The organism is Nocardioides immobilis (assembly GCF_003515065.1).
GTDB lineage: Bacteria > Actinomycetota > Actinomycetes > Propionibacteriales > Nocardioidaceae > Nocardioides > Nocardioides immobilis.
Genome location: NZ_QXGH01000009.1, coordinates 61,156 through 79,301 on the forward strand (window position 1 = coordinate 61,156; position 18,146 = coordinate 79,301).

The window sequence follows — 18,146 nt, forward strand, 5'->3', positions numbered from 1 at the left end:
GGGTGGGTCAGGCAGGGGTGCCGAGGACCAGGGCGTACGCCTTGTTCTCGACCCCACCGGACCGGTCGACGGAGATGTACTTCTGCTCGGTGTACTCGTCGAGCGCGTCGGGGCCGCCCTCACGACCGAGGCCGCTCTGCTTGTAGCCACCGAACGGGTACGCCGGGTGCAGGACGTGCCAGTCGTTCACGAAGACCATGCCGGCCTCGAGCTGGCGAGCCACGTCGAGGACCTTCTCCTCGTCGGTGCCCCAGACACCCGCGGAGAGGCCGTACTCGGTGTCGTTGGCGATCGCGACGGCCTCCTCGACGGTGTCGTAGGTGAGGACGGCGAGCACCGGGCCGAAGACCTCCTCGCGGGCGATCCTCATGTCGTTGGTGACGTCGACGACCACGGTCGGCTGGACGAAGTTGCCGTTCGCGAACTCCGCGCCTTCCGGGGCTGCGCCGCCGGCGGCAACCTTGGCGCCCTGCGCCTCGGCGATCGCGATGTGCTCCAGGACCCGGTCGCGCTGCTCGGCGGTGATGAGCGGTCCGATATCGGTAGCCAGGCTCATCGGGTCGCCCACCGTCATCGTGCCCACCCGGGCGACGAGCCGGTCGACGATCTCGTCGCGCCGGGACGACGGGACGAGCAACCGGGTGCCGGCTTCGCAGGCCTGGCCGTTGTTGGCCATGCAGGCGTAGATCGCGCCGTCGATGGCCACATCGAGGTCGGCGTCCTCGAGGAGGATGTTCGGGCCCTTGCCGCCGAGCTCGAGCGTCACCTGCTTCACGGTGTCCGCGGAAGCGGCCAGGATGCTCTTGCCGACCGCCGTGGAACCGGTGAACGCGACCTTGCGCACGTCCGGGTGGGCGCTGAGGTGGGCGCCGGCGTCCTCGCCGTCTCCGACGACGACGTTGAGCACGCCCTTGGGCAGACCCGCTGCCTCGAACTCCTTCATCAGCTCGAGAGCGATGAGGGGCGCGTGCTCGTCCGGCTTGAGTACGACGGTGTTCCCCGCCGCGAGCGCCGGGGCGACCTTCCAGACGATGACGAGCAGCGGGATGTTCCACGGCACGATCGCGGCGACGACCCCGAGCGGCTCTCGGCGCAGGATGCCCTCGGCCGGGACCGGGCCGATGGCCGGTCCGGACTTCTCGAACTCGTACTCCGCGGCCTGAGCGGCGAGGTACTGCATCTGGGCGACGGAGAGGCCGATGTGGAGTGCCCCCGTCACCCGAATGGTGACGCCGTTCTCACGCGTCTGGAGCGCGGCGAGCTCCTCGAGCCGGCCCCCGAGACGGAGCGCGACGTCGTTGATGAGGGCGGCCCGCTCGGCCGGCGGTGTGTTGCGCCAGGTGCCCTCGGCGTGCGCGGCCTTGGCGGCGGCCACGGCGGCGTCGACCTCGGCGACGCCACCCTTGGCCACCGTGGCCACGAGCTCGCCGGTCGCGGGGCTACGGATCTCGTACTTGTCGTCGGTGTCGACCCACTCACCGTTGATGTGGAGGGGGTAGTGCGGAACGCTCATGGGACTGCTCCTGTTTTCGGAAGGGGTGAGGGATGGTCAGCCGACCTGGCGGTCGCGGCCTTGCCAGAACGGCGCTCGAAGGGTCCGCTTGTCGACCTTCCCCGCGGGGTTGACCGGCAGCTCGTTGAGGAAGTCGACCGTCTTGGGGGCGGAGACCGAGCCCAGGACTGCCTTGACGTGTCCCTTGAGCCGCTCGACCAAGGCGTCGTCGGCGGACACGCCGTCCTTGACGACGACGAACGCGTGGACCGCCTCTCCCCACTTCTCGTGCGGGATGCCGACGACGGCCGCCTGCGCCACGTCTGCGTCCTCGAGGAGGACGTCCTCGACCTGACGCGGGAACACGTTGAAGCCGCCGCTGACGACCATGTCCTTCTTGCGGTCGACGAGGTAGAGGAAGCCGTCCTCGTCGAGCCGGCCGATGTCACCGGTGTGCACCCAGCCGTCGCGCAGCGCCTCGGCGTTGCGCGAGGCGTCGACGTACCCGAGCATCTGGCCGAGCTGCTTCGAGCAGATCTCGCCCACCTCTCCGACCGGCAGGACGTTGTCCTCGTCGTCCTGGATTGAGACCTGGGTCTGGAACATCGGGCGGCCGGCGGAGGCCAGTCGCTTCAGGGCCAGCTCGCTGTCGACGCGATGGTCGTTCTTCCGCAGGCAGGAGATGTAGCCCGGCTCCGTGCCGGCGTAGGTCTGGATGAAGATCGGCCCGAACGCCTCCAGGGCGTCGCGCAGCCGGTCAGGGGCGATCGGGGAGCCGGCGTAGATCATCGTCTTGAGCGACGAGAGGTCGTACGACGCGCGCTTCGGGTTGTCGAGCAGCAGGTAGATGATGGTCGGGACCACGGCGGTCGCGGTAATGCCGTGTCCCTCGATCGCCGACAGCAGGGTGTCCACCTCGAGGCCGGGAAGCATGACGTTCGTCCCGCCCCGGAGGAAGGTCGGGTGGACGAAGATCTGGGTGAAGTGGGTCAGCGGCGCCCCGTGGGCGAAGACCTCGCCCTGCTGGATGTCACCGATCTCGATGCCCGCGGTGATGCTGTAGTGGGCCCAGGTGAAGTGCGACTGCACCACGCCCTTGGGCTCACCGGTGCTGCCGGAGGTGAAGAGGACGTAGGCCTCGTCGTGCTCATCGATGGCGACCTCGGGACGCTGCGCCGACTGGGCGGCGACGAGCCCGTCGAACGGGTGGTCCGTGGAGTCGGCCGGGTCGCCCCCCACACGGATGAAGCGGTCGAGCTTCGGCAGGTCCGCGCGCATCTCCTCGACCACAGCGTCGAAGGACGCGTGGTAGATGATCGTGGTCGCCGCTGTCTGGTCGAGGTTGGCTCGGTGGACCGAGGCTGCTGCTCGCGCCGGCATCTGCACCAGCACGCCGCCGGCCTTCCAGATGCCGTGCTGCGAGGGGATGAACTCGAGCGAGTTCGGCAGGAGCAGCCCGACCCGCTCGCCCTTCTGGAGGCCGAGCGAGACCAGTGCGTTCCCGATCTGGTTCGACCACTCGCGCAGCTCACCGTAGGTGATGCGCCTCTCGCCGTCGATGACGGCGACCGACGGGGTGTAGTACCCGCAGGCCCGGTCAAGAACGTCCGGCATGGTGCCCCACATAACTCCTACTTCCTGCTGCGTGATGCGGCGTGCTGTTGTGATCGAGCCACGAACGTAGGTCCGGCGGTGTGACGTGGACGACACCTCAGGGGATGAAGAGGCACCCCCCTTGGGGGGAGCCCCCACCAGCGCCTCACCCCAGTGGAGGGCGGATGCCCTCCCGTCGGGAGACTCGCCGGCGCCGGGTGACGCCTAGCGTCCGGACATGACGTACTTGCTTCTGGCCATCGCCATCGCGGTCGAGGTGCTCGCAACCAGCGGGCTGACGGCGACGGCCGGCTTCACCCGACCGCTGCCGACGCTGCTCGTCGTGTCCGGCTACGCGGCTTCCTTCGCGCTCATCGCGCAGGTGGTGCAGCGGATGCCGGTAGGAGTCGTGTACGCCGTGTGGTCAGGCGTAGGAACGGCGGCGGTCGCCGGCATCGGCGTGATGTTCCTGGGCGAGTCGCTGGGCCCTGTGAAGGTGCTCGGGCTGGCGCTGGTCGTGGTTGGCGTCGTAGCGCTCAATCTCGGTTGAGCCCGCCACCCGTTCTGCGGCCCCGGGAATGGCAAGTGGCCGGAGCCCCCCGGGTCTCCGGCCACTTGCCTGTCCGTGGGTGCGTCAGCCGAGCGACGCGGGGTCGAAGCCCTCTTCCCAGTAGTGCGGCGTGATGATCGGCAGTCCGAGCTGCTGGAAGAGCGGGTTCTCGTTGAGGAACGTCGACTCGAGGATGATCTTCCCGTTGTCGTCGAACTGCAGGAACGTCGAGCCCTTGCTCGTCAGCGTCCGCCCGTCGACGGGCAGGCCGCGGTACGTGTCAGCACCGGTCACCTCCCAGTCCCAGTGGATCATCACGTGCCCGTTGCCGGCGAACGCCTCGGTGACGGTGATCTGCTGGACACCGAGACCGTTGGTCTGGTCCTTGTTCGAGAAGCCGGCGAGGCCCTCGGCGAACTCCTCGTCCGTGGAGATGGTGTCGCCCAAGTGGTCGTCAACCATGCGGGTCTCGACGCAGAAGTCCTCGGGCGCGGCGTAGAGCGCGCGGTGTGCGGCGAGGTCGTTGATGCGCGTGTCGGCCCAGCGCTTGGCGTATTCGATGTCGGTCATGTCAGGTCCTCTCAGGCCGGGACGGCGGTCTTGGCGACGAACTGGGGCTTGTGCACGCCCGGGTAGCCCACGGCGTTGAGGATGGCTCCGGAGTCCCACCAGGACGACTCCCGGACGATCTTCCCGTCCTCGTTGTAGACGTGGAACGTGTGACCCTGCGTGAAGAACGGCTTGTCCGCCACGTCGAGTCCGATGAAGTTCGCGCAGTCCTCGGGCGTCCACTCCCATCGGATCAGGCCGCTGCGGTGGTCACCTTCGTAGCCACGGATCCGGAAGTTGTGCACGCCGAGGCCGTTGGTCCGGTCCTTGTTGGCGTAGAGGAAGAAGATCCGGGCCAGGTCACCCTTGTCGCGGATCTGGTACTGGTCGAGGATCGGGTCCTCGAACACGAAGTCGTCTGCGTACAGCTCGCAGATCGCCTCCGCGCTGTCGCGGAACGCCTTCAGCCACTTGACGGCAAACGCGTAGTTCATGAGCTCTCCTTCGTCGGGGATCGTGGACGGTCGGTCTCCGTTCGACGAGACGAACCCCACAGGACGAAGGTAGGAGCGCCCGCCCGGACGTGCTTCCCCCCACAGGAGGATCAGTACTGCTCTTCGGGGGGGACGGCGCTCGCAGGCCCGGGCATGCAGAACGGCCCGCTCCCGAGGGAGCGGGCCGTTCGGAGCTCGTCAGTCGTTGAGCTCGTCGGGAGCGAGCAGCTGCTCGCCGATGTAGGTGCACGACTGGTCGGAGTTGAGCGGCTGGAACATCGACGCTGCGGAGTCGCGATAGAGGCGCTCGAAGATGGCGCCCTTCTTGAACGACGACCCACCGACCAGGCTCATCGCGCGCTTCGTCATGTGCATGACGTTCTCGGAGCAGAACGTCTTGGCGAGGCCGATGTAGGGGAAGCGCAGCTCGACGGGCCAGTTGTCGTCGTCGCCGTCGACGAGCTCCTGGCAGGTGCGGTACACGACCCGGCGGGACAGCTCGACGCGCGAGGCCATGTCGCCGATGCCGTCGATGATGTGGCCGACGTTGGACACCTTGGTCTCAGCGGCCGCGATCGCGCCGAAGGTGGCGCCGAGGGTCTTCTTCGAGAGCACCTCACGGGCCTCCTCGAGCACCCGGTACTGCATGCCCAGGTAGATGCTCGCGAACATCAGCGAAGCCCACTCGAGAACGCCGAACGCACCGGCGCGCCACTCGCACACGAACCCGTCCTCGGGGATGTAGAAACCCTCGAAGTGGATGGTGTGCGTGCCGGTGGCGTGCATGCCCAGGGCGTCCCAGGTCTTCTCGATCCGGATGCCGTCGCCCTGGCCGTTCTCGTCGACGTCGAACTCGGCCACGAAGAAGCTCTCGGCCTCGACCCGCTCCTCGAAGCTCTCGGGCAGGTTGCCCTCGGCGTCGGTGATCGTCGCGTTCGTGGTGACGATGTCGGAGGCCTCGCCGAGCGTGCCCCAGACCTTCTTGCCGTAGATCCTCCAGCCGCCTTCGGGCTGCGGGACGGCCTTCATGTCCGCGAGACCGGAGAAGCCGGCGCGCTGCTCCGAGAACGGGCCGAAGACGATGTCGCCCTCGACGACGCGGCCGAGCCAGAGCTTGTTCTGCTCCTCGCTGAACAGACCCATGCACATGCCGACCATGATGAAGTGCATGTTGTAGGCCAGCGTGATCGCCGAATCGCCCCGGGAGAGCTCGCTGATGATCTTCGACGTCTGCAGGATGTTGCCACCCATGCCGCCGTACCGCTTCGGCACGGAGAAGGCGCCGAGGCCGGACTCCTTGAACTTCGCGATGGTCGGGTAGGCGAAGGTGTTCTCGATGTCGTACTTCGGGCCGATCTCGCGGAAGTACGCCGACAGCTCCTGCGCCTTCTCGAACGCGGCGTCGAACTCCTCGTCGGTCATGTGGTCGACATCCTCGTGGAAGTCGCTCAACAGCTCAGTCATGTGGTGGCTCCTCTGTGTAGTCCGCGCCGTCAGCCGACGAGCAGGTCAGTGCGGCCGGCCTCGGCGAGGATGGCCTTGTAGGTCTCGAAGATCGGTCCGGTCAGCGGCAGCAGGGCGAGCGCGGTGGAGCGCTTGCCGTCGAGCTTGACCTTGCGCTGTGCCATCGCCAGCGTGAAGTTCAGCTTGCCCTGCCAGAACTTGTTGGCGTTGTCCGAGCTCATCCGCAGCTGGACCGTCGACGACGCCGCCTGCGCGGCATCCCCGACCAGCACCTTCTGCCCCGGGAAGTCGACGAGGATGTAGGCCTCGGGATCGGTCTGCTTGATGAGGACGACCAGGTTGCCGTCCTTGGTGGCCTCGACGAAAGCGGGCTCGACGACACAGGCCTCCATGGCCCTGCCGATCAAGGCGTAGACCTCGTCGGCGTCCTTGAACGTGCTCATTGGTGTACCTCCTGGTGCGGGCCCAGTGGGCGATTGGACAGCCGGCTTGCGGCCTCGCTCGACGATAGGGAGCGAGCATCGGCCGGGGCCTCACCCTGGGGTGGGGGGTTGGACGTCCGAACGGGGGTTCTTCTCCCAACGCGCGGTCTAGCGCACGGCCGTCAGCGCCGACGGAGCCGTCAGGCCGTCCGGTTCGGCGACACCGGTCGGCATCGGCAGGAACCTGCTCAGGCCCTGAACAGCCAGGACGCACATCGCGATGGTGGCAAGGGTCGCCGCCCAGACGAGGCCGCTGGAGAACTCAGGATCGTCCAGGTGGAGCGCGATGATGATCGGAGAGCCCAACCCGAAGTTCGCGGCGAAGAACGTCACGGGGAAGACGATGAAGAGACCGAGCAGGCCCCACGCTGAGGCCACGCGTCGCCAGAGCTGGACCGCGACGACGGTGAACAGGACGACCTGGGTGCCTTCGAGCACGCCGATCACGAGCGGGTAGTTCCAGATCCGGAGCTCGTAGGGACCGTAGTACGTGTAGACGCTCGTTCCCGTGCCGATCACCTCGAACACGCACGATGCGGCGATCTCGGCACCCCATACTGCGAACAGACCCCGGCGACTCAACCTGCCCTCGTAGATCCAGCGGCCGGCGTAGAGACAGGCGGCCGCGTAGAGGATGACGTAGCCGCTGTGGGTCCAGTTCGGCTGAACGACACCGAACGCCGTGAAGTGCGAGTACGCCGCACCCGGCGCGCCGTTGTGCGCGTCGTAGAACCACAGGTCGAAGGCGACGTCGTACAACGGCTCGGCGAAGGCCGCCACGCCGGCGGCGAGGATGGCCAGGACGTAGAACGGGGTGCGCTGCCGGACCCACATCCGCACCGCGATGACGAGCATCACCGCGACGATGGCCCAGCTTGCCCAGGTGAAGATGCTCTGCCAGGCCAGATCAAGCTCGTGCTGCATCACATCGACGGGCACACGTCCCATGGTCGCTCCTCTGTTGGATCGCGGCGGAACACCGCGCCGGGAAGGGCACGGTGCCCCGACCGTAAGAGGAGATGCGCCGCGGGCACCTCACTCTCCGGGGTCAAAGGCAGGGCTCGATGGAGGGAGGCCGACGACGGGCACGTACCAGCGCGGGCCGCTCACAAGCACGACAAAGGTGCCACCCCGGGGTGATGTCGCCGACTCGCGGCAGACCTACGTTTCCGTACATGACCTCCCTGAGCTCCTGAACCCCGGCAGCCAGCATCGTGTCGGGATCTCAGAAGGCCCTTCTATCAGCACACGGAAGAAGCCCCGCGATGAAGACCGACCTGCACCACACAGCTCACACCCTCCTCGGCACCGCTAGCGCGGAGGTTGCGTCATGAACTGGCACCTCGCCACCGCGTCCGGTGACAGCATCGCCATCCTGCTCGCGGACATCCGACGCGCCGGCGGCACGATCGCCAGCTGCAGGCGGTGCGCCGAGGGCATGGTCGTGACCTGGTTCACCCGCTAGCCGGGCGACCTCGAGATCACGGCGGAGCGGTCATGACCAGCCAGCCCTCATGGGGACCCCAACCCGTGCACCACGGGGACGCGCAGATCCCGCCCGTCGAGTACATCCGGTTCGCCGTACTCGGCGACTCTGCCTCCTGCGGGGTTGGCGACCCCACTCCGCAGGGCTGGCGCGGATGGGCCAGGATCCTGGCCGATGCTGTCGCGGCCGAGCACCATGTCTCGTTCTGCAAGCTGGCGGTCCCCGGCGCCGTCGTCGCCGACGTACGGCGCGAGCAGCTCGCTGACGCACTGGCCCATCGTCCCGTCGTCGCCTCGTTGGTCGTCGGTCTCAACGACGTCATGCGCTCGACATGGGACCCCGGCCAGTTCCGCGCGGACCTCCTGCACTGCGCGGGCGAGCTGGCGCGCCACGGCGCACTCGTGATCACGGTGCGCTTCCACGACCACAGCCGGGTCTTCGGCCTGCCCCGGCTGCTGACCCGGCCGCTCCGCCGGCGGATCGAGGTCCTCAACGAGATCTACGACGAGGTCCACGCGCAGTATGGCGCCTTGCGGCTCGACCTCGGAGCCGACCCCGCCATCTACTCACGCGAGCTGTGGGCCTTCGACCGGCTCCACCCTTCTGAGCTGGGACACCGGCGGCTGGCCCGGCGGGTGGGAGAGCTCCTGAACGGCGAAGGCCTCCTCTTCCCGCTGCCATCCCTCACCTGCACCAGTCCCCGGCCGAGCCGTCGCGAGCAGGCCAGGGCCCTTGTCGTCGACATCGCGCCCTGGCTCTACCGCCGGTTCCGGGACCTGACCCATGGCCGATGAGTCGATGTATCGATGACGGCGCGCGTCTGTCGATCGGCCCGCTGCCTGTCGTCGGAGTTCTCGGTTGAAGGAGATCCCGGATGAAAGCACCACGCATAGCCGTCCTGGGAGCGGGCTCCTGGGGCACGACCGTCGGCGCGATCGCCTCCCGAAGCTCTCCGACCATCGTGTGGGCGCGCGACCCCTCGGCGGCGCGCGAGATTGCGGAGTGCCGGACCAACGAGCGTTACCTACCCGGCGCCTCGCTCCCCCGTGGCCTTCGCGCGACGTCCGACCTCGCCGAAGCCGTCGAGAGGGCCGACGTCCTGGTGGCCGGCGTGCCCTCGCAGGGGCTCCGGTCGGTGCTCCGCAACGTTGCGCCGATCCTCCGCCCCTGGGTACCGGTGGTGAGCCTGGTGAAGGGCCTCGAGCGGGGCACTCACAAGACGATGACGCAAGTCGTGGCGGAGGAGTTGCCGGGCCACCCCGCGGGTGCGCTCTCAGGGCCGAACATCGCCAAGGAAGTCGCCAGCGGCATGGCGGCGGCCGCCACGTTGGCGATGCCCGACCAAGGCCTCGCCGCGCAGCTTGCCGATCTGTTCCGGACCGACAAGTTCCGCATCTACTCCAGCAATGACGTCGTCGGCGTCGAGATGGCGGGTGCGTGCAAGAACGTCTACGCGATCGCAGTAGGAATGGCCGACGGCGCCCAGGCGGGGGCCAACACCAAGGCGATGGTGATGACCAGGTCCGGCCGCGAGATGGCCCGTCTCGGCGAAGCGCTCGGTGGCCGACGCGAGACCTTCGCCGGCTTGGCAGGCATGGGCGACCTGATCGTCACCTGCACCAGCCCGCACAGCCGCAACAGGCACGTGGGCGAAGGCCTCGGCCAGGGCCGAGCGCTCGCTGACGTCCTCGCCGGCATGAGCCAGGTGGCTGAGGGCGTCACGACCACGCCCGTCGTGGTCGAGCTGGCTGAGCAGGTGGGCATCTGCGTCCCTATCGCTCGCGAGGTGCTCGGCGTCGTCGAGCAGGGACGAACCGTCAAGGACGCGTATCGAGGACTGCTGCGCAGCGCGCCCGGTCACGAGACCGAAGGAGACGGCTGGTAGTCCCCCACGCGTCGGCTGGGTCAGCCGAGGAGGCGGGCCGGGTGGCGATCGGGGCACGACCGCTGAGGCTTCGACGTCGGACGACGGTCGCAAGGGCAGCAACCACCGGCACGCCCGGAGCGACCATCAGGCCGACCAGGTATCCCTCCGCAGCACCGACCCACGAGGTCGATGCGATCCCGACCACGACTGCTGCCCAGGGCGCGAGCGCGACGCCGACGAGAAGTGAGTCCCAGTCCTGAGCTCGCGTTCTCAGGTTGCGCGAGCCCAGCGAGCCCTTGACGCAGATCGCGACGGATACGAGGACCGGGACGGCATGGAACCAGGGCAGCTCGCCCGGTCCCGCCCCAGCTCCGGGCTGTCGCACGACCACGATGACGCACCCCAGCACGGCCAGCACCACGAGCGGCAGCCACCGGTGGCGAACACCGGGATGCCGGTCGTCCCTTGGGGTGCCGCTCCGAGCCATCACGGCGAGTGAACCCGCCGCCGGCGCCGCGACGGCGAGTACGACGGAGCCCACTTCGAGGTTGGTCAACATGTCGTGCCGGGGAAACAGCGGCGCCAGGCACGTCCACAGGAGACGCAGGACGGGCGCGGTCAGCATGAAGGCGATGTTGAGCGCCATCCACGCCCGGTGGGCATCCGCGTCACCCTGACGGGCACTCCGGGTCGCCAGGACCGCCGTCCCCACGGTGCTCAGCGCGAGGACCCAGAGCTGCCACCGGAAGGCGACCTGGCCGGCGACGTCGAGCCGCGGACTCACCAGCAGGAAGAGGATCGCCGCGCCCATGCTGGTCCCCATCAGCGCGAGGTATGTCCGGCCCACGAGCCGATGGACCCGCCGAGTCAACCTGTGCGCCGTCACGCACTGGAGAGCGGCAACGAGAAGGGCGAAGCCACCCAGCACCGTGTGCACGAGCATGATCACGCGATGGTCGACGTAGGCGCCCGATCGGAGCGCCGCCACCGATCCGCGCCCAGCGGCGTAGGCATGTCCGCCGACCCAAGCGTCCACCCGCTCCTGCAACCGAGGTGCGTCCGGCACCACGGTGAACCACATCGAGCTGATCGCGATGGGTGCGTAGAGCAGCGCAAGTGCGAGCACGGACCAGGCAACGACACTTCCCCGTGAAGAGCCGCGGCCGCGGTCAGTACGACCGCGGCAGGCCAAGGGAGTGCTGGGCGACATAGTTCAGGATCATCTCCCTGTTGACCGGTGCGATCCGGAGCACGCGGGCGAGGCCCCACAGGGGAATGAGTCCGTACTCCGACGCGACGCCATTGCCGCCGTGGCACTGGATCGCGGCATCCAAGGCTGCCAGAGCTGCCTCTGCTGCCAGGTACTTGGCCATGTTGGCGGCCTCGCCGGCGGGTTGCCTCTCGTCGTGCAGCCAGGCCGCACGCTTCGTCATCAGCTGCGCCGCCTCGACCTCGATCCGGGCGGCCGCGAGCGCGTGGGCAACGCCCTGGTGGGCGCCGATCGGTGCGTCCCAGACGGTCCGCTGGTTCGCGTAGTCGGCAGCGCGAGCGAGTGCGTACCGTCCGATCCCCACCAGGAGGGCCGCACCCGTCACGCGCTCGGGATTGAGGCCGTGGAAGACCTGCTTGAACCCGGCGCCCTCGGTGCCGATCAGCCGGCTCGATGGGACACGGACATCGTCGAAGAAGAGCGTGTACTGGCGTTCCGGAAGCGCGACCGAGACCGGCAGCGGCTGGGCCACCAGCCCGGGGGCGTCCGTGTCGACGACGAGGAGCGACAGCTCCGCGGCACCCGTCGCGGGATCCGTGCCGGTCCGGGCGACGACCAGGACGGCGTCGGCGACATCGATGCCCGAGATGTAGTGCTTCTGGCCGCGCAGGACGTAGTCGTCGCCGTCGCGCCGCGCCGCGGTGGTGATCCGGTGCGCGTTGGATCCGGCGTCCGGCTCTGTGATCGCGAAGACGATCCGCCCCCGGCCGCTGGCGAGTCGGGGCAGCCATTCCTCGCGCTGCTCGGGCGTCCCGAACTCGCTGATGACCTCACCGCTGATGGCGCTTGCGACCAGGAGCAGGAGAAGGGGGCAGCCGGCCGCCGCGGTCTCCTCGACGACGGCGGCGAGCTCGGCGAGGCCAGCACCGCCTCCGCCGTACTCCTCGGGGATGTTGATACCGATGTACCCGTGCTCCCCGAGCGCCGTCCACAGCTCCTCGGTGAACTCGCGGGCCTCGGCCTTGCGCGTGTAGTAGTCGTTGCCGTACCGGGCGCAGATCCCGGCGACGGCCTTCCTCAGTGCGTTGTCATCCTCAGTGACCTGGAAGTCCATCGAGCTATCCCTTCAGTGAAGACGATCGGTCCTTGACTGCCGCAACGACCCGGCGGCCAGCATCGGGAGCGAGACGGTACGGCGCATAGAGGGTGAACCGGTCGATGATGTCGCCGAACCGGCGGCCGATCTCGGCCGCGGCCCCCTCGGGAGTGCCGACGACGGCGAACGCGTCGAGGACCGAGTCGTCGACGAGCGCATCCATCTCGGACCACCGTCCAGTGACAGACAACTGGTGGAGCTCCTCGTGCAGGCTCCCCCATCCATGCTGCTCGAGCACGGGTCGGTAGGCGGGCGTGGCACCGTAGAAGGCCAACTGGTGCCGCACCGAGGCGACCGCCTGGTGCATCTCCTCGTCGGTCTCCCCGGTCGCCACGAATCCCGGGTACGCGATCGTGAACCGGGATCGGTCGCGGCCGATCCGAGCAAGGGCTCCCTCCACGAGCGGGAGGGTGACGTCACGCAGGTAGCGCTCGGTGGTGAAGCCGTGGATAAAGATCCCGTCCGCGGCCTCGGCGGCGACCTCAGTCATTCTCGGACCGACGGCCGCGATCATGACAGCCGGTCGGCCCCACTGGTGGCGAGCCGGGGTGAACATCGGCGTCATCAGCGTGTGGTTGTAGAAGTCACCGCGGAAGTCGAGCCGGTCACCGCGCTCCCAGCTGTCCCAGATCGCGTGCAGGGCCGCGACGTACTCAGCCATCCGGGCCGCCGGCCGCGACCACGGCATGCCGTACCGCCGTTCGATGTGCGCCTTGACCTGGGTCCCTAGGCCGAGGACGAACCTGCCGCCGCTGAAGGACTGAAGGTCGTTTGCTGCCGCGGCCACTGTCATGGGGCTCCTCGCGAACGCGACCGCGACGGCCGTCCCGACCGTCAGTGAGGGCGCGTGCTCAGCCGCGATGAGCGGCGCGAGGAACGGGTCGCGGCCGACCTCGGTGCTCCACACACCGTCGTAGCCGCTCTGCTCTGCCGTCACGGCCTGCGCGATGACCTCGGAGAACCTGCCGCCGTCGGAGCCGTCGATGCCGCCGCCGACGTTGGCGTCGATCTTCACGCGCTGAGCTCCGGGCGACCCGCGGCATCGACCAGCGAGGCCGGCGGACGGAATCGCTCCCCGTACCTCGCCGCGAGCTGCTCGGCCCGGGCGACGAAGCCGGCCTTGCCGCCGTCGTACTGGTCGAGGAAGCGCAGCACGCCACCCGTCCAAGCGGGGAAGCCGATGCCCATCAGCGAACCGACATTGGCGTCCCACGACGACTCGATCACGCCCGCGGCGTGAGCCGCCCACGCCTCGAGCACCTCCGCGAAGAGGAGGCGCTCGCTGAGGTCCCGCAGCGGCGGGCAAGGGGCCTGGTTCGGGAATTGCTCTGCCAGCCCGGACCAGAAGCCGTTACGGCGACCCTGCTCGTCGTAGTCGTAGAAGCCACCGCCACCTGCCCGTCCGACCCTCCCCAGCTCGTCGATGAGCCGGTCGAAGACGGCATGACAGGGATGGGCAGTCCAGGACTCACCGGCCGCTTCGGCGGCCGCCCGCGCTTCCTCCCGGACGTCACGGGGCAGAGTCAGGGTGAGCTCGTCGAGGAGCTGCAGGGGGCCCGCCGGGTAGCCCATCTGCAGTGCAGCCTGCTCGATGCTCGCGGCCGGGACTCCCTCACCCAGCATCGCCACCGCCTCGTTGAGGCGGGCGATGATCACCCGGCTGGTGAAGAAGCCACGGCTGTCGTTCACCACGATCGGGGTCTTGCCGAGCTGGAGCACCAGGTCGAACGCGTTGGCGAGAGTGTCGTCGGACGTCGACTCACCACGGATGATCTCGACCAGCGGCATCCGGTCCACGGGCGAGAAGAAGTGCACGCCCACGAAGTCCTGCGGACGGTCGACCCCCGCTGCGAGGGACGTGATCGGCAGGGTAGAGGTGTTGGAGCCGAGCACGGCCTCCTGCCCGACGACTCGATCGATCTCGCCGAAGACCGCTGCCTTCAGGGCGAGGTTCTCGAAGACCGCCTCGATGATGAAGTCGGCTCCGCCGAGGTCGGCGATCCGATCGGTGGCGGTGATCCGGGCGACCAGGGCATCCGCATCGGCCTGCGTCCGCTGCCCGCGGTCGACCGCCCTGGCCGCGACCTTCGCCGAGTACGCCCTGCCCTTCTCGGCGGCTTCGAGCGATGTGTCGACGAGAACGACGTCGAAACCCGCCTTCGCGGCGGCGTACGCGATACCGGCGCCCATCATCCCGGCGCCTACGACTCCGACGCTGGAGAACCTGTGGACCGGCGCGTGGGCCGGGCGGCTCGCGCCGCTCTTGATCCGCTGGAGGTCGAAGAACGTCAGGTTGATCCGGTTCTTCGCGATCGGGGCGATGGCGATCTCGACGAAGTAGCGGGACTCGATGAGTCCAGCGGTGTCGATGTCGACCTGCGCTCCTTCGACGGCTGCCGCCAGGATCGCACGCTGTTCGGGCACCGGCGCGCCGGCGGTCTTCGCGCGCAGCGTCGACGAGAGGAAGGTGAGCTCTGCGAACAGCGGTCCTCCGGAAGGAGACCCGCCGGGAATGGCGAACCCCTTGCGATCCCACGGCTGCGCAGCCTCGGGGTGCTCGGCGATCCACTGCTTGGCCCGCGGCAGCAAGTCGTCGGCCGAGCCGACGAGCTCGTCGACCAAGCCGATCTTCAGGGCCTCCTCGGGGCGGAAGCGCCGACCCGAGAGGAGGACCGAGTCCAGCGCCGCCCGGACACCGAGCATGCGGACGGTCCGGACGATGCCTCCGCTCGCGGGCAGCAGACCGAGACCGACCTCCGGCAGTCCGACCTGCAGACGCGGGGCGTCGACGACCAGGCGATGGTGTGCCGCGAGTGCCAGCTCGAGGCCGCCTCCAAGGGCCGACCCGTTGATCGCCGCGACCACGGGGATGCCGAGCGTCTCCAGCGTTCGTAGCTGCGCCTTGATGTGGTTGAGGTGCGCCGTGAACGCTGCAGCGTCCTCACCGCCCAGTCCGACGATCTCGTTGAGGTCGCCGCCGGCGACGAATGTCGACTTTCCCGAGGTGATCACGACACCGGAGAGCTCCTCACGCTCCGCCTGGAGCCGGGCGACCACCTTCGTCAGCTCGGCGACGAAGCCCTTGTGAACGGTGTTGACCTCCTGCGTGGGGTCGTCGAGCGTGAGGACGACCACGCCGTCATCGTCCTTGCGCCAATCGATGATCGGGTTGTCCACCTGGGTCCGGACGTTGGTCACTTCTTCTCCTCGGGGGGTCGCTGCAGTCGTCACAGGCGCTCGATGATGGTTGCGATACCCATGCCGCCGCCGACGCAGAGCGTGACGAGCGCGCGGCGCTCGTTGCGACGCTCGAGCTCGTCGAGCACGGTCGAGACCAGCATCGCTCCGGTCGCTCCGAGCGGATGACCCATGGCAATGGCGCCGCCATTGACGTTGACCTTCTCGCTGGGGATCCGCAGGTCCTTCATCCACTTCAGGACGACCGACGCGAACGCCTCGTTGAGCTCGAAGAGGTCGATGTCGGCCAACGTCAGGCCCGCTGTCGCGAGCACCTTCTCGGTGGCGGGCCTCGGGCCGGTCAGCATGATCGTCGGGTCAGCCGCGGTGATCGCGGTGGCGACGACCCTCCCTCGTGGTTCGAGGCCGAACTGGAGCCCGGCCTGCTCGCTGCCGAGCAGGACCAGAGCAGCGCCGTCCACGATCCCCGACGAGTTGGCACCGGTGTGGACGTGGTCGATCCGGTCGAGCCAGTGGTACCTCTGAAGCGCGACCGCGTCGAAGCCGAGCCGCTTGCCCGGTATCTCGAAGGAAGGGGTCAGCGTGCCGAGCGACTCGACGGTCGAGCCCGGTCGGCGGTGCTCGTCGGTGTCGAGAACGACCACGCCGTTCTGGTCGGTCACCGGTACCACCGAGCGCTTGAAACGGCCCTCGACCCACGCGGTCTCCGCGCGCTGCTGCGAGGCAACCGCGTAGGCGTCGACGTCCTCCCTGCTGAACCCTTCGAGCGTCGCGATCAGGTCAGCCCCGATTCCTTGCGGGACGAAGTGGTGGTCGTACGTCGTGGTCGGGTCGGTGAAGAGCGCTCCTCCGTCGGAGAGCATCGGCACGCGCGACATGGACTCCACACCGCCGGCGAGCACCAACCGGTCCCACCCGGACCGCACCTTCGCGGCCGCGATGTTCGTCGCTTCCAGCCCGGAGGCGCAGTAGCGGTTGATCTGTACCCCGGCGACGGTCTCCGGTAGTCCGGACACCTGGGCCACCGCCTTCGCGATGTCCCCTCCCTGCTCACCGATCGGGGTGACGACCCCGAGGACGATGTCGTCGATCACCGCTGGGTCCAGTCCCGGCAGCCGTCGGCAGAGCTCGCCGACGAGCCCGGCGACCAGGTCGACCGGCTTGGTCCCGTGCAGCGCCCCGCTCGCCTTTCCCCGTCCGCGTGGGGTACGAATCGCCTCGTAGATGAACGCCTCGTGCGCCATGCATGCTCCTTCGTTGATAAGCCGGTTCGACGCTAGGTGGGCGCGGCGAGGGCAACATCCCCCTGCGGGGGGAGCTTGCCTGGCCTCAGGAGTGGTCCGACCTTTCCGTGGTCATCGGCACATTGAAGCGCTCGGGCACCTGCGCGTCAGATCGAGGGCTGCTCGGGCATCGGCCGGGCGCAGATGTTCCCAGCTTCCTTCTTGCTCATCCCGCACGCCCGCAACATCCGCGTGGTCATCAGGTCAGAAAGCTCGCCCGGCGTCGGCATCGGGATCGGGATCGAGCAGCGCTCCCCCGGCAGCCATCAGCCGAGCTGGCGGAATCGATGTCGAAGCGGTCGGCGGCGACCGCGCCTCGATGTCGTCGCAGGGCACGCGGAGCCAGCCGCTCGTCGCGCGACAAGATCCGCACGCCCTCGTTGAGCAGCACCCGCATAATCTCCGGCATCTGGCGATGCAATCGCTCGGTCATCCGGAAGCTGACCGCGAAGACCTCGGCCGAGTCCTCGATGCTGGCCACCACCTCGCTGCGCATGCCGACCGGGACGCGGCCGCCTCCGCCGATGAGCTCATCGCCGACCTGCTCCGCATGTTCGGCCTCGATGGCGAGGAGGCGCGGGAGAACTGCCAACGCCCACTGCCCGACCTCGACGAGCTACGCGCGCCGAACGCCGCAGGCTGGGCCCGCACCATGGCCGCTGAGGGCACCAGAACCGCCGCGCGAGCCGTCTCCGACATACCCGCAGCATCCTCCGATTTCTCGCGACCGACGATGTGCCACACCTCGTGCATCGACGGCGGCGCCGTCAGCCATGCCCGCCGTCGGCGTGCCTATCGTCGACCCACGAGCCGCAGTTGGAGATCTGCACCAGCAAGTGGTCAAGGCACATCGTCGACCGCGGGTGAGCTGGTTCATGGCATCCGGGGAAATCGCAGTTGCTGACCAGTCCAGCGTGCTCGGGGACTCGGGCGCTGGCGTGCCGCGTTCTCACCGGAATCATCTGCCCGTCTCAAGATTGCTCTCGCGGGGGACTGTGTGCCTGAGTCGCCGTACGGTCGATAGATCCAGGCCGGTCAGCCTCGCTACGTCGGTCAGCGATAGGCGCTCGCTCAGTAGCGCTCGACTGCGGATGCGGCGGCATGCTCCGCGGCTTCCATGGCGCGCTGGGCTTCGGCCCGGGCTTCCCACGCCACCTCGACGTCGACCGTGGCCTCATCGATGCGCTGTTCGCGGGCCAACTGCTGCGGGTCCAGTTGACGCCGGCGATCGCGCGCCGCCTTCAGCCGGCGTTCCCGGGCGCGGTCGCGACCGGCCTGCGCCTTTGCCGCGGTGCTCACCCGCGACCACCTCTTCCTTGATC

The 18,146-nt window shown here is 68.6% G+C and carries 19 protein-coding genes; 4 read left to right on the forward strand and 15 right to left on the reverse strand.

Features of this window, described 5'->3' with window-relative positions:
* Positions 1–7: 7 nt before the first annotated feature.
* On the reverse strand, positions 8–1,513 hold the full coding sequence (locus tag D0Z08_RS01245; protein WP_118921863.1) for an aldehyde dehydrogenase family protein: 1,506 nt from the start codon (positions 1,511–1,513) through the stop codon (positions 8–10).
* Positions 1,514–1,549: 36 nt separating this feature from the next.
* Positions 1,550–3,106, reverse strand: coding sequence for an AMP-binding protein (locus D0Z08_RS01250; protein WP_245993481.1), 1,557 nt, complete (start codon positions 3,104–3,106; stop codon positions 1,550–1,552).
* Between the two features lie 217 nt (positions 3,107–3,323).
* Here D0Z08_RS01250 and D0Z08_RS01255 point away from each other — a divergent pair, with 217 nt between their 5' ends.
* Positions 3,324–3,635: a DMT family transporter gene (locus D0Z08_RS01255; RefSeq protein ID WP_118921867.1), complete on the forward strand. Its 312-nt coding sequence runs from the start codon at positions 3,324–3,326 to the stop codon at positions 3,633–3,635.
* An 84-nt stretch (positions 3,636–3,719) separates the two neighbouring features.
* On the opposite strand, the gene D0Z08_RS01260 is transcribed toward D0Z08_RS01255, so the two are convergent.
* The 5 genes from D0Z08_RS01260 to D0Z08_RS01280 all read right to left on the reverse strand — a co-directional run bounded on the left by D0Z08_RS01260 (position 3,720) and on the right by D0Z08_RS01280 (position 7,572).
* Positions 3,720–4,205: a nuclear transport factor 2 family protein gene (locus D0Z08_RS01260; RefSeq protein WP_118921869.1), complete on the reverse strand. Its 486-nt coding sequence runs from the start codon at positions 4,203–4,205 to the stop codon at positions 3,720–3,722.
* 11 nt (positions 4,206–4,216) lie between these two features.
* Positions 4,217–4,678, reverse strand: coding sequence for a nuclear transport factor 2 family protein (locus D0Z08_RS01265; RefSeq protein ID WP_118922693.1), 462 nt, complete (start codon positions 4,676–4,678; stop codon positions 4,217–4,219).
* A 198-nt stretch (positions 4,679–4,876) separates the two neighbouring features.
* Positions 4,877–6,142 carry an acyl-CoA dehydrogenase family protein gene (locus D0Z08_RS01270; protein ID WP_118921871.1) on the reverse strand — a complete coding sequence of 422 codons (1,266 nt, stop codon included), beginning with the start codon at positions 6,140–6,142 and terminating at the stop codon, positions 4,877–4,879.
* A 29-nt stretch (positions 6,143–6,171) separates the two neighbouring features.
* Entirely contained in the window at positions 6,172–6,585 is a 414-nt protein-coding gene (locus tag D0Z08_RS01275) for an SCP2 sterol-binding domain-containing protein (RefSeq protein ID WP_118921873.1), read from the reverse strand.
* Between the two features lie 147 nt (positions 6,586–6,732).
* Positions 6,733–7,572 (reverse strand): hypothetical protein, encoded by an 840-nt coding sequence (locus tag D0Z08_RS01280; protein WP_118921874.1) that lies wholly within the window; start codon positions 7,570–7,572, stop codon positions 6,733–6,735.
* Between the two features lie 382 nt (positions 7,573–7,954).
* Here D0Z08_RS01280 and D0Z08_RS33335 point away from each other — a divergent pair, with 382 nt between their 5' ends.
* The 3 genes from D0Z08_RS33335 to D0Z08_RS01290 all read left to right on the forward strand — a co-directional run bounded on the left by D0Z08_RS33335 (position 7,955) and on the right by D0Z08_RS01290 (position 9,995).
* Complete coding sequence (locus D0Z08_RS33335) at positions 7,955–8,089, forward strand: hypothetical protein (RefSeq protein ID WP_281271694.1); 135 nt, start codon at positions 7,955–7,957, stop codon at positions 8,087–8,089.
* A gap of 32 nt (positions 8,090–8,121) precedes the next feature.
* Complete coding sequence (locus D0Z08_RS01285; RefSeq protein WP_118921876.1) at positions 8,122–8,904, forward strand: SGNH/GDSL hydrolase family protein; 783 nt, start codon at positions 8,122–8,124, stop codon at positions 8,902–8,904.
* Positions 8,905–8,984: 80 nt separating this feature from the next.
* Positions 8,985–9,995, forward strand: coding sequence for an NAD(P)H-dependent glycerol-3-phosphate dehydrogenase (locus D0Z08_RS01290; protein ID WP_118921878.1), 1,011 nt, complete (start codon positions 8,985–8,987; stop codon positions 9,993–9,995).
* Here the strand turns inward: D0Z08_RS01290 and D0Z08_RS01295 are convergent.
* From D0Z08_RS01295 to D0Z08_RS31595, 8 genes are all read right to left on the reverse strand, one after another.
* Positions 9,928–11,103 (reverse strand): DUF2306 domain-containing protein, encoded by a 1,176-nt coding sequence (locus D0Z08_RS01295; protein WP_182481088.1) that lies wholly within the window; start codon positions 11,101–11,103, stop codon positions 9,928–9,930. The genes D0Z08_RS01290 and D0Z08_RS01295 overlap by 68 nt on opposite strands.
* A 43-nt stretch (positions 11,104–11,146) precedes the next feature.
* Positions 11,147–12,301: an acyl-CoA dehydrogenase family protein gene (locus D0Z08_RS01300; protein WP_118921882.1), complete on the reverse strand. Its 1,155-nt coding sequence runs from the start codon at positions 12,299–12,301 to the stop codon at positions 11,147–11,149.
* A gap of 4 nt (positions 12,302–12,305) precedes the next feature.
* The gene (locus D0Z08_RS01305) at positions 12,306–13,358 is read right to left on the reverse strand and encodes a TIGR03617 family F420-dependent LLM class oxidoreductase (RefSeq protein WP_118921884.1); all 1,053 of its coding nucleotides are present in this window, start codon (positions 13,356–13,358) and stop codon (positions 12,306–12,308) included.
* Entirely contained in the window at positions 13,355–15,541 is a 2,187-nt protein-coding gene (locus D0Z08_RS01310; protein WP_281271695.1) for a 3-hydroxyacyl-CoA dehydrogenase NAD-binding domain-containing protein, read from the reverse strand. The genes D0Z08_RS01305 and D0Z08_RS01310 overlap by 4 nt, the downstream gene beginning before the upstream one ends.
* A gap of 29 nt (positions 15,542–15,570) precedes the next feature.
* On the reverse strand, positions 15,571–16,785 hold the full coding sequence (locus D0Z08_RS01315; RefSeq protein WP_118921886.1) for an acetyl-CoA C-acetyltransferase: 1,215 nt from the start codon (positions 16,783–16,785) through the stop codon (positions 15,571–15,573).
* A gap of 238 nt (positions 16,786–17,023) precedes the next feature.
* The gene (locus tag D0Z08_RS01320) at positions 17,024–17,320 is read right to left on the reverse strand and encodes a hypothetical protein (protein ID WP_147381281.1); all 297 of its coding nucleotides are present in this window, start codon (positions 17,318–17,320) and stop codon (positions 17,024–17,026) included.
* Positions 17,321–17,782: 462 nt separating this feature from the next.
* Positions 17,783–17,974 carry a helix-turn-helix domain-containing protein gene (locus D0Z08_RS33630; RefSeq protein ID WP_118921890.1) on the reverse strand — a complete coding sequence of 64 codons (192 nt, stop codon included), beginning with the start codon at positions 17,972–17,974 and terminating at the stop codon, positions 17,783–17,785.
* A complete protein-coding gene (locus D0Z08_RS31595) occupies positions 17,896–18,123 on the reverse strand; it encodes a hypothetical protein (protein WP_147381282.1) in 228 nt (75 codons plus the stop codon). Before D0Z08_RS31595 ends, D0Z08_RS33630 begins: the two co-directional genes overlap by 79 nt.
* Positions 18,124–18,146: the final 23 nt, after the last annotated feature.

What these genes read in the sequence shown, in the direction of transcription:
- D0Z08_RS01270 (WP_118921871.1), bottom strand. Translation starts at nt 6,142, where the DNA reads ATGACTGAGCTGTTGAGCGACTTCCACGAGGATGTCGACCACATGACC.
- D0Z08_RS01315 (WP_118921886.1), bottom strand. Translation starts at nt 16,785, where the DNA reads ATGGCGCACGAGGCGTTCATCTACGAGGCGATTCGTACCCCACGCGGA.
- D0Z08_RS01245 (WP_118921863.1), bottom strand. Translation starts at nt 1,513, where the DNA reads ATGAGCGTTCCGCACTACCCCCTCCACATCAACGGTGAGTGGGTCGAC.
- D0Z08_RS33335 (WP_281271694.1), top strand. Translation starts at nt 7,955, where the DNA reads ATGAACTGGCACCTCGCCACCGCGTCCGGTGACAGCATCGCCATCCTG.
- D0Z08_RS01250 (WP_245993481.1), bottom strand. Translation starts at nt 3,106, where the DNA reads ATGCCGGACGTTCTTGACCGGGCCTGCGGGTACTACACCCCGTCGGTC.
- D0Z08_RS01260 (WP_118921869.1), bottom strand. Translation starts at nt 4,205, where the DNA reads ATGACCGACATCGAATACGCCAAGCGCTGGGCCGACACGCGCATCAAC.
- D0Z08_RS01285 (WP_118921876.1), top strand. Translation starts at nt 8,122, where the DNA reads ATGACCAGCCAGCCCTCATGGGGACCCCAACCCGTGCACCACGGGGAC.
- D0Z08_RS01265 (WP_118922693.1), bottom strand. Translation starts at nt 4,678, where the DNA reads ATGAACTACGCGTTTGCCGTCAAGTGGCTGAAGGCGTTCCGCGACAGC.
- D0Z08_RS01300 (WP_118921882.1), bottom strand. Translation starts at nt 12,301, where the DNA reads ATGGACTTCCAGGTCACTGAGGATGACAACGCACTGAGGAAGGCCGTC.
- D0Z08_RS01255 (WP_118921867.1), top strand. Translation starts at nt 3,324, where the DNA reads ATGACGTACTTGCTTCTGGCCATCGCCATCGCGGTCGAGGTGCTCGCA.
- D0Z08_RS01290 (WP_118921878.1), top strand. Translation starts at nt 8,985, where the DNA reads ATGAAAGCACCACGCATAGCCGTCCTGGGAGCGGGCTCCTGGGGCACG.
- D0Z08_RS01320 (WP_147381281.1), bottom strand. Translation starts at nt 17,320, where the DNA reads ATGCGCAGCGAGGTGGTGGCCAGCATCGAGGACTCGGCCGAGGTCTTC.
- D0Z08_RS01280 (WP_118921874.1), bottom strand. Translation starts at nt 7,572, where the DNA reads ATGGGACGTGTGCCCGTCGATGTGATGCAGCACGAGCTTGATCTGGCC.
- D0Z08_RS01275 (WP_118921873.1), bottom strand. Translation starts at nt 6,585, where the DNA reads ATGAGCACGTTCAAGGACGCCGACGAGGTCTACGCCTTGATCGGCAGG.